The sequence below is a fragment of the Sphingomonas sediminicola genome (genome assembly GCF_014489515.1).
GTDB classification, from domain to species: domain Bacteria; phylum Pseudomonadota; class Alphaproteobacteria; order Sphingomonadales; family Sphingomonadaceae; genus Sphingomicrobium; species Sphingomicrobium sediminicola.
Genome location: NZ_CP060782.1, coordinates 774,069 through 788,027, shown reverse-complemented (window position 1 = coordinate 788,027; position 13,959 = coordinate 774,069). Strand labels below are relative to the sequence as shown.

The window sequence follows — 13,959 nt, the reverse complement described above, 5'->3', positions numbered from 1 at the left end:
AGGTGCGCCTTAGCATGGTGATTTTCCCCCTGCCGACCGGTTTTGCGGTTCGGCAGGCGGTTGACTGCAGCCTGCATAGAAGCCGGTTTACGGCGAGTAGGTTAATTCGGAGTATCCGGCGCAGAGGTAAACCGAGTTAACCCTGGTTAATATTGTCGGTCAGTCGAACTTGTTCGAGCGGGGAAAACCGATAGGTGGCATCCGCCCAGCCGCACCGCGCGCTGCGCGCCACGGGCTCAGGTCCGTTTCGGTGCGGGTTCGACCGCTTTCGCCACCCAGCGCCCAGCTCAGGCCGTCGGTGAGCCGGAATGCGATCACATCGGAGAGACCGCCGTCGCGGTATCGTTGAAGCGTTACGCCCTGTCCGCGTGCGAGCTCGGGCAATTCCGAGATCGGGAACACGAGCATCTTGCGGTTCTCGCCCACGACACTGACTGCATCGGCACCTTCCGGAACCTGGCGAACGACCGCGACCCTCGCGCCCGATCGCAAGTTGACGAGTTGCTTACCCTTGCGGGTCTCCGCGAGCGTGGCCTCGCCGCTCGTTAGGAAGCCCTTTCCGTCGCTGGAAGCGATCAGCAGCTTCGTGTCGGCCCGGATCACCATTAGCTCAACGATATCGACCTCCGCGTCGAGGTCGATCGAAAGCCGCACTGGCTCGCCGAAGCCACGCCCGCCGGGAAGCTTGTCGCCGCCGAGCGTGTAGACACGGCCATTGGCGGCGAAGAGCGCCAGCCGGTCGGTCGTCTGCGCATGAAAGATCGTATCGAGCGCATCGCCTTCGCGGAATTTCAGCGTCTCGGCGTCGTCTAGTGCGACGTGGCCGCGCATAGCCCGGATCCAGCCACGCTGCGACAGGATGACGGTGATCGGCTCCTTCTCGATCATTGCCGACCAGTCGATCTCCCGTGTCGCAGCGACTTCCTCGATGCGCGTGCGGCGATAGTCCCCGAACTGCTGCTTCAGGGCTTCAAGATCCTTCTTGAGGCGCCGCCGCTGGCGAGGGAACTCGGCGACCAGCTTGACCAACTCTTCCCGTTCCTTCGCGAGCTTCTCGCGCTCGCGACCGATTTCCATCTCCTCGAGCCGGCGGAGCGAGCGCAGCCGCATGTTGAGGATCGCTTCGGCCTGGCGGTCCGAGAGCGAGAACTCCGTCATCAGCACGGGCTTGGGCTCGTCCTCAGTGCGAATGATCTCGATAACCCGGTCGAGGTTGAGGAAGGCGATAAGGAAGCCGTCAAGGAGCTCCAGACGGTCGTCGATCTTTCCAATGCGGACCTGGCTCTTGCGGACCAGCACTTCGATCTGAAACTTGAGCCAGGCCGAGAGAGCCTCCTTGAGACTCATCACCACCGGCGTGCGGTTCTCGTCGAGCACATTGAGATTGAGCGGAAACCGCACCTCAAGATCCGTTAGCCGGTAGAGGCTCTCTTCCAGGAGCGCGGCGTCAACGGTTCGAGCGCGCGGCTCGAGGATGATGCGCAGATCGTCGGCACTTTCATCCCGCACGTCCGCGAGGATCGGCAGCTTCTTTTCGCCGATCAGTTCGGCAATTTGCTCGATGAGTTTGCTCTTCTGAACGCCGTACGGAATCTCGGTGACCAACAAGTGCCAGCCGCCGCCCTTCTCGGCGACCTTCTCAACGGTCGCGCGAAGGCGGAAAGAACCGCGGCCACTGACATAGGCGCGTTCGATCGTTTGCGGATCGTCAACGAGCTTGCCGCCGGTCGGGAAATCCGGACCCTTTACGATCTGCAGGATGTCGCGATCGTCGGTCTTGGGCTCCTCAATCAACTTGATCGCGGCCTCGATCAGCTCGCTTACATTGTGCGGCGGGATAGAGGTCGCCATGCCGACCGCAATGCCGCTCGCTCCATTGGCGAGCAGGTTCGGGAACAGGCCGGGGAAGACTTCGGGCTCTTCCTCTTCGCCGTTGTAGGTCGGGCGGAAGTCGACCGCTCCTTCGTCGATGCCGGCCATTAGAGCCATGGCGACGGGCGTCAGCTTGGCCTCGGTGTAGCGATAGGCAGCGGCGTTATCGCCGTCGATGTTGCCGAAATTCCCCTGTCCGTCGACCAGCGGATAACGAAGCGCAAAATCCTGCGCGAGGCGGACCATGGCATCGTAGACGCTCTGGTCCCCGTGCGGGTGGTATTTGCCGATAACGTCGCCGACGACACGGGCGCTCTTCTTGTACGCGCCGGCCGGATCGAGCCTCAGGAGACGCATCGCCCACAAGAGGCGCCGATGGACCGGCTTCAGGCCGTCTCGGACGTCCGGAAGCGAACGCGCGGTGATCGTTGAGAGGGCGTAGACGAGGTAACGCTCCGACAGAGCGGCGTCGAATGGGGTATCGATGACGGAGGATTCTGAATTCGGGTCCATCCGCCACGCTTAGCAACGGGATCGGACCGCCGTCACCCGTTAAGCGGCAATTGCGAGCGAACTTTTGATCGTTGCGGAGTCGAATTGAACCGCCTTTTCATTCGATGATACAAACGGCTATCGCCGGGGGGCGCAGGATTGGAAGCTTATCGAGTCTATTGTCTCGACGGGGCCGGAAAAGTTTGGGCCGCCGAATGGATTGACGCCGCGGATGACGCTGCGGCGCTCGAATCCGCTCGGCGTTTCAACCAGGCCGTGCACTGCGAGGTATGGCTAGGTCAGCGACTTGTCGGCCGTGTCGAACCCGATCGAAGAGACGACCAGGGCGACGACTAGCGCAGCTCAGATCTCCATCGCCGCGTCTGAAAGAGCGGGTTGCCTCGCCTCTTCCATGACCGCGAGCAGCCATTCACGGAACCGCTTCACCTTGGGCACCATGCGCCGCTCCGGAGGGAGCACCAGCCAATAGGCCCAACCGCGCGCCGAAATGCTCTCCGGGAACGGGACCACCAGACGCCCGGCCGCGACGTCGCCTTGCCACAGGAACGGTGTCAGCAGCGCGAAGCCCTGCCCCGCCATCGCCGCATGACCTTCGTTCGCCTGGTTGTCGAGGCGAATGCCGGGACGCCTAAGGGCTTTCTCGTCGGGAGCAACGCCATTGTCGCAGAACCATTGCTGCCACCAGTCGTCGCCCGGATTGATGATGTGCGCGGTCGGCATGTCCGACGGCTGCAGCTTCCGGCCCAACTTGCGCTCTTCGGCGGCCAGGCACTCCGGGCTCGCCATCGGCGTGAACTGGGACTCGAAAAGCTTATGGGTCTCGAGACCCGGCCAGTGACCGGGGCCTGCACGTATAGCGATATCTGCGTCGCCGGCTTTCAGGTCGACGATGTCGTTGCTGGTCGACATGCGAACGGCAAGCTCCGGGTGAGCCATCTGGAATGCGCCGAGCCGCCACGCCAGCCAGGTGTTCGCAAACGTATGGGTGGTCGTGATCGTCAGTAGGCTTTCGTCCTCCTCGCGCTGGGTCGTGAAAGCCGCCTCGATAGAGTCGAAGGCCTGGCTTAGCGTCGGAAGAAGCCGGTGGCCCAGCGGGGTGAGCCGGGCGCGTCCACGTTCTCGCACGAACAGTGGAGCACCGAGCCGCTCTTCCAATGCTTTAACCTGATACGAGACGGCGGCTTGCGTCAGCCCGAGCTCGGCCGCAGCAGCGGTGAAGCTCTCATTGCGGGCTGCGGCTTCAAAGGCCCGAACGGCAGCGAGGGGTGGCAGGCGTCGCATCCGTTTACATAAGCCCAGCTTATGCCCTTTGTCGAGGCTTTGATTGGCCCCGAAACGATCGAATCCGTAGATAGATCACAAGCCGCCGCCGGACCAAATGGGATCCTCTCCCCAACCCCCGAACCGGCGGCGGCGAAAAAGGAGGACGCAAACATGGCTTATGGACTCAATCCACGCCTGTTCGTCGAGAACGGGCCCGCGCTCCAGGCGGCCGCAGCACATTCGCGGAGCTCCAGCGACGCGTTCCGTGCTTGGGCCGGACTCGATGCCGAGCACCGCCTCGAACTGATCGAGAAGGCGCTCAAGGAGGCCGCGAACGACAGCAGCGAGCTGCCGATCGCGCTCTAAACAGAAGGAACGAGGAAAGGGTGATCACCATGATCGATGAAATTTTCGACCGCCAATACCAGTCCGGTCGCAACGAATTGAATGCTGGTCTCGACCGGCTGTTCGCCACGATCGGTCGCGAAGTCAGCAAGAGCCTTGCCGCTGTGCACCGCTTCGAATGGAACGCCCCCTGGGCTCGCAACGTCACGCCTTCGAAGGATGTCGGATGAGCGTGATGCAATGGTGAGGAACGCGGACTAGCACGCGCCGCGTTCCTCACTGTGTTTAATTCAGATTAAGAAAGACTCGCCTCCCCAAGATCTTGAGTGCAGAATTCGCCCCATCAATCTGAGGGGGCATTCATGCGAACAGCGATCCGAGTAACGTTTCTTGCGTCAGCGTTCGTCACTTCATCGACGCTCATTGCAGCCGAGCCTTCCGACCCGCCGCTGATAGAGCGGACCAAGCTCTTCGGAAATCCGGTCAAGGCCTACGGCCGCATCTCTCCCGACGGAAAATGGCTGAGCTTCACCGCTCCGCGCGACGGCGTCCTCAATATCTGGGTAGCACCTGTCGACAATATCGATGCCGCCAAGCCGCTCACGAACGAGCGTGAGCGCCCAATCCGCTCATATTTCTGGACCCCGGATTCGAAACAGATTCTGTTCATCCAGGACAAGGGCGGCGACGAGAACTTCCTGCTCTATGGAGTGGATGTCGCGACCGCAAAGCAGACCACCCTCACGCCGTTTAAGAAGACTCGCGCGGAAGTCGTTGGCATCTCGAGCCGGCATAAGGACCGGATCCTCGTCGGCCTGAACAACCGCGATCCCAAATGGCACGACGTTCACAGCCTGAACCTCAAGACCGGCAAGCTCACGCTCGTGCAGCGCAACACCGGCTACGGCGGCTTCCTTGCCGATAACGACCTTCATTTGAGGATGGCATTGAAGTCCCGCGACGACGGCGGCATGGACTATTACCGAATCTCCAACGGGAAGATCGAAACCAAGCCGTTCGCGACCGTTGGCCTCGAAGACGCGCTGACGACAAATCCCGCCGGATTCACCGCCGACAACAAGACGCTCTACTGGATCGACAGCCGCGGCAGGAACACGGCGGCCCTTATCGCTCAGGATGTCGCGAGCGGAGAAACGAAGGTTATCGGCGAAAGTCCGAAGGCCGACATCAGCGGCACGCTTACGAATCCGAAGACCCTTCAGGTCGAGGCTTATCAGGCGGAATATCTGAAGCCGGAATGGAGCGCGCTGGACAAGGACATCGGCGCCACGCTCGAATGGCTGAAGTACAAGCTGGGCGCTTCGCCGAACGTCCAGGCGAGGACCGACGCGGACGATAAGTGGATCGTCAGCGCGGACAAGGTCGTCGAGCCTTCCGCTGTCTATCTGTTCGACCGCAAGGCCGGGACCCTGACCAAACTGTACACCGGCCGTCCCGAGCTCGTCGGCGCTCCGCTCGTCCCGATGTGGCCAGTCGAGATCAAGGCTCGCGACGGGCTGACCCTGCCGAGCTACTTGACGCTTCCGGCCAGCGCCGACGCCAATCGCGACGGCAAGCCGGATCGCGCCGCTCCGATGGTGTTGTTCGTCCACGGCGGACCTTGGGCGAGGGACGAGTTCGGCTACAATCCCTACCACCAGTGGCTCGCCAACCGCGGCTATGCCGTCCTCTCCGTCAATTACCGGGCCTCCACCGGCTTCGGTAAGGAGTTCCTGGCGGCCGGGAACCTGCAATGGGGCAAGAAGATGCACGACGACTTGATCGACAGCGTCGATTGGGCGGTCGCGAATGGCGTCACCACGCCCGACAAGGTCGCGATCATGGGCGGGAGCTATGGAGGCTATGCGACCCTTGCAGGCCTGACCTTCACTCCGGACAAGTTCGCGTGCGGCGTCGATATCGTCGGGCCGTCGAACCTGTTCACGCTGCTCGAGACCATTCCGCCCTATTGGGAAGCCTTCAAGCAGCAATTCTATCAGCGGATGGGTGATCCGACGACCGAAGCAGGTCGAGCGCTCCTGAAGGAAGTGTCTCCGTTGACCTATACGGACCGGATCAAGAAGCCGCTCCTGATTGGCCAGGGCGCGAACGATCCTCGCGTGAACAAGCGGGAGTCCGACCAGATCGTGGACGCCATGAAGGCGAAGAACATTCCCGTTACCTACGTCCTCTTCCCTGACGAGGGCCACGGCTTTGCCCGACCAGCCAACAACATCGCGTTCAATGCGGTCGCCGAAAACTTCCTCCAGCCATGCTTGGGAGGCCGCGCAGAGCCCATCGGAGATGGGTTGAAAGGCTCCACCATCCAAGTGCTCAACGGAAGCAAGTATGTGAACACGCTCGATCAGTCGTTAGCCAGCAAGTAACGCAACTCTGCTTGATTGCGGGAGGGGGACGGCTCGCCTATAGCCGCCCCTCCCCGATCCCCGGGGGTGGAGTAAAGCGACAGCAATGGCCCGGCGCCGCCAGATCTATGAAGGCAAGGCAAAGATCCTTTACGAGGGTCCCGAGCCCGGCACGCTCATCCAGTACTTCAAGGACGACGCGACCGCGTTCAACGCGCAGAAGCGAGGGACGATCAGCGGCAAGGGCGTTCTCAACAACCGCATTTCAGAGCACATCTTCCTCGCGCTGCAGACGATCGGAGTTCCGACGCACTTCATCCGCCGAGTGAACATGCGCGAGCAGCTCATTCGCCAGGTCGAGATCGTCCCGATCGAGGTCGTCATCCGCAATGTCGCTGCGGGGTCGCTGACGAAGCGCCTCGGCATTGAGGAGGGCACGCAGCTCCCGCGGACGATTATCGAATATTATTACAAGGACGATGCGCTCGGCGATCCAATGATCTCCGAAGAGCATATCGCCTGCTTCGGCTGGGCCAGCCAGGAAGAGATGAACGACATCGCTGACATGGCGATCCGCGTGAACGACTTCCTCAGCGGCATGTTCGCCGCGATCGGCATCCGCCTGGTCGATTTCAAGCTGGAATTTGGCCGGGTGTGGGACGGCGACTATGCCCGCATCATCCTCGCTGACGAGATCAGCCCGGACGGCTGCCGACTGTGGGACGTCAAGTCGAACGAGAAGCTCGACAAGGACCGCTTCCGCCAGGATCTCGGCGGCGTCGAGGAAGCCTATCAGGAAGTCGCGCGCCGCCTCGGCCTGCTGCCGGCCGACGACGAGACGTCGGTCCTCGATTTCGACCAGCACCGCAAGAAGCGGGGCAAGTAGGCTTCAGCCTTCGATCACCTGAAAGTGCGTAACCTCGGGCTCCAGTTCGAGGAGGAAGTCGGGGTCGAAGTCGTAAAATTTCGCCTTCGCAATGTCGTCCCCGGCAAAGCGGTGGATCGCCCCGAGATCGTCCCACAGGGTGAACATCTCGACATGGACGACATCGCCCGCGCGGCGGTGCAGGCACCACGCCCCGCGGTTCCCTTCGGTTGATCGGTAATCGGCCAAGCCTACATCGTTCATCAGCCGGAGATATTCTCCGGCCTTCGAACCGGGCACCCGCCCGTGCCAGCGTCTTGCAATCATCGGACTAGTCCTCTTGTTAGAGGTCCTCGTCCCGCAACCCCGAAGTCCCCTTAGCCGATGAACCGCGCCCGTGTCGTTACCCTCAATGCAGCGCTCGGGCCGCTCGACTATCGAGTGCCCGACGACATGCACGTCGAGCCAGGGACGGTTCTGGTCGCGCCGCTCGGGCCGCGGCAACTTCTGGGCGTCGCCTGGGAGCCGGAGCGGCTACCGACTGAAGAGGTAGGTGACAATCGACTCCGGCCGATCATCGGAACCTTGGATGTCCCGCCGATCGCTACCCCGCTGCGGCGGCTCGCGGAGTGGACGGCGGATTACTATCTCTCGCCGCTCGCGTCGGTGCTCCGCATGATCCTTCCTTCGTCAAGTGCGCTCGAGGGCCCTCGACAGCTGACGGAGTACCGCCCGACCGGCTTTCAGCCCGACCGAATGACGCCGCAACGGCTTAAGGCCCTGGCCGCAATCGAAGGTCGCCAGGGCACCGTCCGCGAGCTCGCCGACCATGCCGAAGTCAGCGATGCAGTGATGCGCGGACTAGTGAATGCCGGCGCGTTGGAATCAGTCGCGGTCGAGGCCGACCGGCCCCTGCCCGTCCCCGATCCGGAATTCGCGCCGCCCGAGCTCAACGAGGAACAAGTCGAGGCGGCGGCAAGTCTTTCGTTCGCCATCGGCAAGGGCTTCGATCCGGTCCTGCTCGATGGCGTAACCGGGTCGGGCAAGACAGAAGTCTATTTCGAAGCGATCGCCGAATGTCTTAGGCAAGGGAAACAGGCGCTCGTCCTGCTTCCTGAAATCGCGCTGACCGAGCCGTTCCTGAAGCGCTTCACCAGCCGCTTCGGCTGTGAGCCGGTGGCCTGGCATTCGGACCTTCGCTCGTCGCAACGCCGCCGCGCCTGGCGTGCGATCGTCAGCGGCGAGGCCAAGGTTACCGTCGGCGCTCGCTCGTCGCTATTCCTGCCTTACGCGAAGCTCGGCCTGATCGTCGTCGACGAGGCGCACGAACCCAGCTTCAAGCAGGAGGAAGGCGTCCCGTACCACGCGCGCGACGTCGCGGTGATGCGCGGGAAGTTCGAGGACGTTCCGGTCATCCTTTCCTCCGCCACGCCAGCGATCGAGACGCGGCACATGGTCGAAATCGGCCGCTATCGCGAGGTGACGCTCAGCCGGCGATTTGCCGGTGCGAGCATGCCGGAAATCCGGGCAATCAATCTGACGGAAGATCCGCCGCTACGCGGGCGGTGGCTGGCGCCAAGCCTGGTGGCTGAACTGAAAGCCAATCTGGAACGAGGCGAACAGTCGCTGCTCTTCCTCAATCGACGCGGCTTTGCTCCGCTGACCCTCTGCCGCCATTGCGGCCATCGCTTCCAATGCCCGAACTGCACCGCGTGGATGGTTGAGCATCGGCTGATGGCCCGGCTTGCCTGTCATCACTGCGGGCACGTCATGCCGCCGCCCAAGGTCTGCCCGGAGTGCGGCGAGGAGGACAGCCTCGTTGCCTGCGGTCCCGGCGTCGAGCGAATTGCCGATGAGGTGGCGGCGCTCTTCCCGGATGCGCGGACCGCAATCGTCACGTCCGACACCATCTGGTCCCCGGCACGCGCCGCGGAATTCGTCGCCCAGATGGAAGCCGGAGCGATCGATATCGTGATCGGCACCCAGCTCGTCACCAAGGGCTATCACTTCCCCAACCTGACCCTGGTCGGCGTCGTCGATGCCGACCTCGGCCTTGCCGGCGGCGACCTCCGCGCAGCAGAGCGCAGCTTTCAGCAGATCCAGCAGGTCGCGGGCCGGGCCGGCCGCGGCGACAAGCCGGGCCGGGTGTTGGTGCAGACGCACGATCCGGAAGCTCCGGTCATTGCGGCGCTCGTTTCCGGAGATGCGCCCGGCTTCTACGCCGCTGAAACCGAAGCCCGCCGCGACGCCGCGATGCCGCCGTTCGGGCGACTGGCCGCGATCGTCGTGTCCGCAGAGGATTCCTCGCAAGCGGATTCCGTCGCCCGTCGCATCGGAAATGCCGCACCCAAGGTGGATGGAATGGCGGTCTTCGGTCCTGCCCCCGCCCCCTCGCGATGCTTCGCGGCCGGCACCGCCAACGCCTTCTCGTTCACGCCGCCCGAAGTCTCGACGTGCAGGACGTCATCCGCGACTGGCTGGCCAAAATCGAATGGAGCCCGAAGGTCCGCGTGAGCGTCGACGTCGACCCCTACAGCTTCCTCTAGACAGCTGTTTTCGCTGCGCTAATTTCCCCTTGTTGATTGAGGGAATCACAAATGTTTCTAAGGCTTGCAGCGTTGACGGCGCTCGCACTCGCGCCGTCGCAAGCACTGGCCCAGTGGAACGAGGCCAGAACCAACCACTTCATAATCTATTCCAAGCAGAAGCCGGATGCTTTGCGCGCCTATGCGACGGAGCTGGAGCGCTTCGACAGCGCCGTTCGGGCCGTGCGCCAGATGAAGGACCCGCCGCCCACCTCAACCAGCCGCCTTACGCTCTACACGCTGCGGGATTCGCAGGAAGTCTCGAACGTTACCGGGATCGGCGGCATCGCGGGCGTCTACTTCGGCCGCGCGTCTGGGCCCGTTTCCTTCGCCAACAGCGAACCGAAGCGGGATCGCTGGGATCTCGACGGCAGGACCGTCTTCTTCCACGAATATCTGCATCACCTGATGCTTCAGGACGCAACAGCCGCCTATCCGACGTGGATGGTCGAAGGCTATGCGGAGTTCTTCGCTCCGGCCGAACTGCTTCCGGATGGCTCGGTGGAATTCGGCGAGCCGCCGCATTACCGCGGCGCGTGGCTGCGCCTCCTTCGCGGAATGTCGCTGCCGGACATGCTCGGGGCATCTATAATCAGACTACCGACGAGGAATGGATTTCCCAGTACAGCAGCGGCTGGCTGCTCGCCCATTATCTGGCGTTCGAGCCGTCGCGGCGCGGGCAAACGACCAAGTATGTAGACCTGATCCAGAAGGGCGTTCCGGCCCTTGATGCCGCGAAACAGTCGCTTGGGGATCTCAAGAAGCTCGAGAAGGAGCTCAACACTTATCGCGGTCGAGACACCCTGCCGACCCGCATCATCCCTGCTTCGATGATCAAGGTCGGCCCCGTTGAGGTGCGGACTCTTCGGGATGACGAGCAGGAAATTCTTCCGGTGCGCATGAAGCTGGAGGCGCAGATGGAGGATTCGGCTGCGGCTCGCATGGTGCTCGGGGAGCAAGATCGGCAGCGGAGAAATTCCCCCGCAGTGCGATCGTAATGGAAACTCTCGCGCAGGCTGAATTCCAGGCAAGAAAATACGAAGAAGCATCGGTTGCCGCCGACCAGGCCCTGGCCTTGAATCCGAAGTCCTTCAAGGCGCTGATCTACAAGGGCCGCGCCGGGCTGGAGCTGGCAAAGAAAAATCCGAAGTCGGCGAATTGGACCGCAATCCGCAGCCATTTCTCGAAGGCCAACCGGCTGGACCTCAACTCGCCGGAGCCGCTCATGTACTATTACCAGAGCTTTGTAGAGGAAGGCGTGCCCCCGCCCGCACAGGCCATCGACGGGCTGCTGTTCGCGGTCGACCTAGTTCCCCAAGATGACGATCTCCGCCTGACAGCGGTCCGGCAACTACTCCGCGATACCGACGCGGCCGACGCGAAGGACCTGTTTGCCCCCATAGCCTTCAGTCCACATTTCCCGAGGGAAAAACGCCGTAACCTCGAGATCATGGAGAAGATCAAGGCGGGCGACGGAAAGGGCGCCCTCGTCATGCTCGAGGAAGACGAGAGAAAGCGACAGAAGGCGAAGCGTTAGCGTCCTCAGATCAGCAGCGGGTCGGCGCCCTCGGCCTTCAGAAGCTTACGCTTGCGGTCCAGGCCGCCGGCATAGCCGCCAAGCGAGCCGTCCGAGCGAATTACGCGATGGCAGGGAACGAGCACGGCGACCGGGTTCGAGCCGTTGGCAGTCCCGACCGCGCGCATTGCGCCCGGCTGACCGACCGCTCTCGCGATATCGGCGTAGCTGCGGGTCTGGCCGAGCGGAATCTTGCGGAGCTCGCGCCAGACGGCCTCCTGGAATGCCGTCCCACGCACATCGATCGGAAGCTCGGGAGCCGATTGCGGATGATCGATGGCGGTCAAAACACCTTCGATCAGGTCGGCCATCGATCCATCGTCCGCCACGAGATTGGCGTTCGGGAAGTTCCGGCGCAGCGCACTCTCGTCTTCCTCGAAAGTTAGGCGGCAAATGCCCTTCGGCGTCTTTGCCACCAGCAGCGGCCCAAGCGCACTGTCGACGACCGTCCAATGGATGGTTTCGCCACGGCCGCCATCGCGCCATGCCGAAGGAGTCATTCCGAGACGCTCCTTGGCGTCCGCGTAGAAACGGCTCGGACCGGAATAGCCGGCCTCGTAGATTGCTTCAGTCACCTGATCACTCTCCTCAAGAGCCTCGGCGGCGCGCTTTGCGCGAAGTCCCCGCCAGTATCCGGCTGGAGAGACACCGAGGGCGCGCGTAAAGACGCGCTGGAAATGGTGAGGCGCATAGCCGACGGCTTCGGCAAGGTCGGAAAGGCTGATCGCCTCTTCCGCCTGCTCGATCAGCTTCACCGCCTTGGTAACCGCAAGAGCCTCGCGACCCACCTCGTCCGGCTTGCAGCGCATGCAGGACCGATAGCCGGCTGCCCGCGCTCCAGCGGCGTCAAGGAAGAACTCGACATGCTCGCGTTTCGGGCGCCGCGCTGGGCAGCTCGGCTTGCAGTAGATGCCGGTCGTCCGGACTGCTCCGATTACTCGGCCATCCCAGCTGCGGTCGCGGCGCTCGAAGGCCGCCCAGGCCGCATCTGCATCTATGGTTTTCATCAACATGGACGTAGCATAGCGAGGCGGTCTAGGTCCTGCTTCCCATGGCTTGCTTTCAAACTAGGAAGATAGTGATCGCGGCGGTTGGCGCCATGACGATCGGTGCTGCGCCTGCAGCAAAAACCTGCCCTCCGCTGCGGGTGATGACCTACAACACTCGCCTCGATCTCGAATCCGACGGGATCAACCGCTGGTCCGCCCGCCGCGACCAGTTCATCGGACAAATCAAGATGATGAAGCCGGCTATCTTGGGGCTGCAGGAAGTGGTGCGGGGGCAGCAGGCCGACCTCGAACATGCCTTTCCCGATTACTCCTTTCTCGGGCTGCCTCGTGAAAGCGGTCCTATGGGCGAGTCTTCCAATGTCGCCTTCGATCGTACCGTCTTTCAGCTTAAGTCGAGCGGCACCTTCTGGCTCTCAGAGACACCGGACAAGCCGTCGAAAGGTTGGGACTCAGCTTACAGCCGTACCGCGACTTGGGCGCATCTCGTCCGGCGCAGCGACGGGAAGCGCTTCGTCGCGGTCAACACGCATCTGGACAATGAGGGGAAAGTAGCGCGCCTCGAAGGAGCACGGCAGATTCTTCGCTGGATTGCCGCGAAAAAGGCGCCTGGCGAATCAGTCATCGTCACCGGCGATTTCAATACCGAGCCGGGCACACCGCCCGTGCAGGCAATGACCCATTCAGCGCTCGGCCTTCGGGATGCGCACGACGCGACCCGCTCGATACCAGTGGGCCCGGAAGGAACCTGGAATGATTTCCAGACGCTTCCGAAGGAAAGCAGCCGGATCGATTTCGTATTCGTCAGTCCGCAGCTTAATATCGAACGCTACGCGGTGCTCGCCTGGCATTACGAAGGCGGCCGGCCGGCATCCGACCATTTCCCGGTCGTGGCCGACCTAAGCAGCTGCCGTTGAGCGCTCGATCCGGGCTGAGAAGCAGCCGCGGGTCGCGTTGTGCGCGTCAATGTGATCGACGGCTTTGTTGTCGAACAGGCGGCGGATAACGCCATCGGCCTCGCCCGGCTGGGCAAGCGCGGCATCGACCATCATTCCATTGTCGTCGAATGCGCGGAGTGAGAGGATTCGCTTTTCGAAGACGGGCGGGATCTGGTCGATATATTCAGCCGCTTCTTCTTCGCCTTCCGTGACAAAGATGGCGTGGGCGGCGCGGTAGGGATTGTCGACGTCGTGGCTGACATGATTGAGAAGAAGCACTGACTCCCCGATCTCGCGGTCGGTCAGGCTAACCCGGCACGGGAAGGTCGGGCTGCTGACCGTCATGCGGACGATCCCACGGCCGGCGAGCTCGTCATCGCTCATGCCGAACAGCGGCTTGTAGGGAGCAGGATCCAGGCCGGTAACGCGATAGGTCATCATCATCTCCTTGTTGGAGATCCATTACCGCCTGGCGCAGAGCGCTGCTTCCCGCCGATTGCGTTCAAACCGCGCCCACCCGCCTTGCATCCTGGAAGACCCCCTGCTAGTGGCGCGCCAACTCATGGGGGCGTGCGGGTCTAACCTGCGGCAGCGCCCCATTTTTCATGGGGCAAATTCCAGTTCTGGAG

Annotated in this window: 12 protein-coding genes and 1 pseudogene; 8 read left to right on the top strand and 5 right to left on the bottom strand. The window is 62.5% G+C overall.

Annotated features, from left to right (window positions below; all coding sequences use genetic code 11):
- Positions 1 to 159: 159 nt before the first annotated feature.
- Both parC and H9L14_RS04290 read right to left on the bottom strand, forming a co-directional pair.
- On the bottom strand, positions 160 to 2,385 hold the full coding sequence (gene parC, locus H9L14_RS04295) for a DNA topoisomerase IV subunit A (RefSeq protein ID WP_187709364.1): 2,226 nt from the start codon (positions 2,383 to 2,385) through the stop codon (positions 160 to 162).
- A 342-nt stretch (positions 2,386 to 2,727) separates the two neighbouring features.
- Complete coding sequence (locus H9L14_RS04290) at positions 2,728 to 3,666, bottom strand: LysR substrate-binding domain-containing protein (protein WP_187709363.1); 939 nt, start codon at positions 3,664 to 3,666, stop codon at positions 2,728 to 2,730.
- A gap of 153 nt (positions 3,667 to 3,819) precedes the next feature.
- On the opposite strand from H9L14_RS04290, the gene H9L14_RS04285 reads away from it, so the two are divergent.
- The 4 genes from H9L14_RS04285 (at position 3,820) to purC (ending at position 7,245) form a co-directional block, all read left to right on the top strand.
- On the top strand, positions 3,820 to 4,014 hold the full coding sequence (locus tag H9L14_RS04285) for a hypothetical protein (RefSeq protein WP_187709362.1): 195 nt from the start codon (positions 3,820 to 3,822) through the stop codon (positions 4,012 to 4,014).
- A 29-nt stretch (positions 4,015 to 4,043) separates the two neighbouring features.
- Positions 4,044 to 4,223, top strand: coding sequence for a hypothetical protein (locus tag H9L14_RS04280; RefSeq protein WP_222949916.1), 180 nt, complete (start codon positions 4,044 to 4,046; stop codon positions 4,221 to 4,223).
- A 132-nt stretch (positions 4,224 to 4,355) separates the two neighbouring features.
- Positions 4,356 to 6,380 (top strand): S9 family peptidase, encoded by a 2,025-nt coding sequence (locus tag H9L14_RS04275; protein WP_187709360.1) that lies wholly within the window; start codon positions 4,356 to 4,358, stop codon positions 6,378 to 6,380.
- An 85-nt stretch (positions 6,381 to 6,465) separates the two neighbouring features.
- Positions 6,466 to 7,245, top strand: coding sequence for a phosphoribosylaminoimidazolesuccinocarboxamide synthase (gene purC / locus H9L14_RS04270; protein WP_187709359.1), 780 nt, complete (start codon positions 6,466 to 6,468; stop codon positions 7,243 to 7,245).
- A gap of 3 nt (positions 7,246 to 7,248) precedes the next feature.
- On the opposite strand, the gene H9L14_RS04265 is transcribed toward purC, so the two are convergent.
- A complete protein-coding gene (locus H9L14_RS04265) occupies positions 7,249 to 7,551 on the bottom strand; it encodes an antibiotic biosynthesis monooxygenase (RefSeq protein WP_187709358.1) in 303 nt (100 codons plus the stop codon).
- Positions 7,552 to 7,608: 57 nt separating this feature from the next.
- Between H9L14_RS04265 and H9L14_RS04260 the strand changes: the two are divergent.
- The 3 genes and pseudogenes from H9L14_RS04260 to H9L14_RS04250 all read left to right on the top strand — a co-directional run bounded on the left by H9L14_RS04260 (position 7,609) and on the right by H9L14_RS04250 (position 11,346).
- Positions 7,609 to 9,770, top strand: a pseudogene (locus tag H9L14_RS04260) (primosomal protein N').
- 51 nt (positions 9,771 to 9,821) lie between these two features.
- Positions 9,822 to 10,508, top strand: coding sequence for a hypothetical protein (locus tag H9L14_RS04255; protein ID WP_187709357.1), 687 nt, complete (start codon positions 9,822 to 9,824; stop codon positions 10,506 to 10,508).
- A 298-nt stretch (positions 10,509 to 10,806) separates the two neighbouring features.
- Positions 10,807 to 11,346, top strand: a complete 540-nt coding sequence (locus H9L14_RS04250; RefSeq protein WP_187709356.1) for a tetratricopeptide repeat protein — start codon at positions 10,807 to 10,809, stop codon at positions 11,344 to 11,346.
- A 5-nt stretch (positions 11,347 to 11,351) separates the two neighbouring features.
- Here H9L14_RS04250 and H9L14_RS04245 read toward each other — a convergent pair whose 3' ends face one another.
- Positions 11,352 to 12,398 carry a bifunctional transcriptional activator/DNA repair enzyme AdaA gene (locus H9L14_RS04245; RefSeq protein ID WP_187709355.1) on the bottom strand — a complete coding sequence of 349 codons (1,047 nt, stop codon included), beginning with the start codon at positions 12,396 to 12,398 and terminating at the stop codon, positions 11,352 to 11,354.
- Positions 12,399 to 12,484: 86 nt separating this feature from the next.
- On the opposite strand from H9L14_RS04245, the gene H9L14_RS04240 reads away from it, so the two are divergent.
- Positions 12,485 to 13,309, top strand: a complete 825-nt coding sequence (locus tag H9L14_RS04240; RefSeq protein ID WP_222949915.1) for an endonuclease/exonuclease/phosphatase family protein — start codon at positions 12,485 to 12,487, stop codon at positions 13,307 to 13,309.
- On the opposite strand, the gene H9L14_RS04235 is transcribed toward H9L14_RS04240, so the two are convergent.
- Positions 13,292 to 13,774 carry a DUF1203 domain-containing protein gene (locus H9L14_RS04235; protein ID WP_343070224.1) on the bottom strand — a complete coding sequence of 161 codons (483 nt, stop codon included), beginning with the start codon at positions 13,772 to 13,774 and terminating at the stop codon, positions 13,292 to 13,294. The two genes, H9L14_RS04240 and H9L14_RS04235, sit on opposite strands and share 18 nt — an antisense overlap.
- Positions 13,775 to 13,959: the final 185 nt, after the last annotated feature.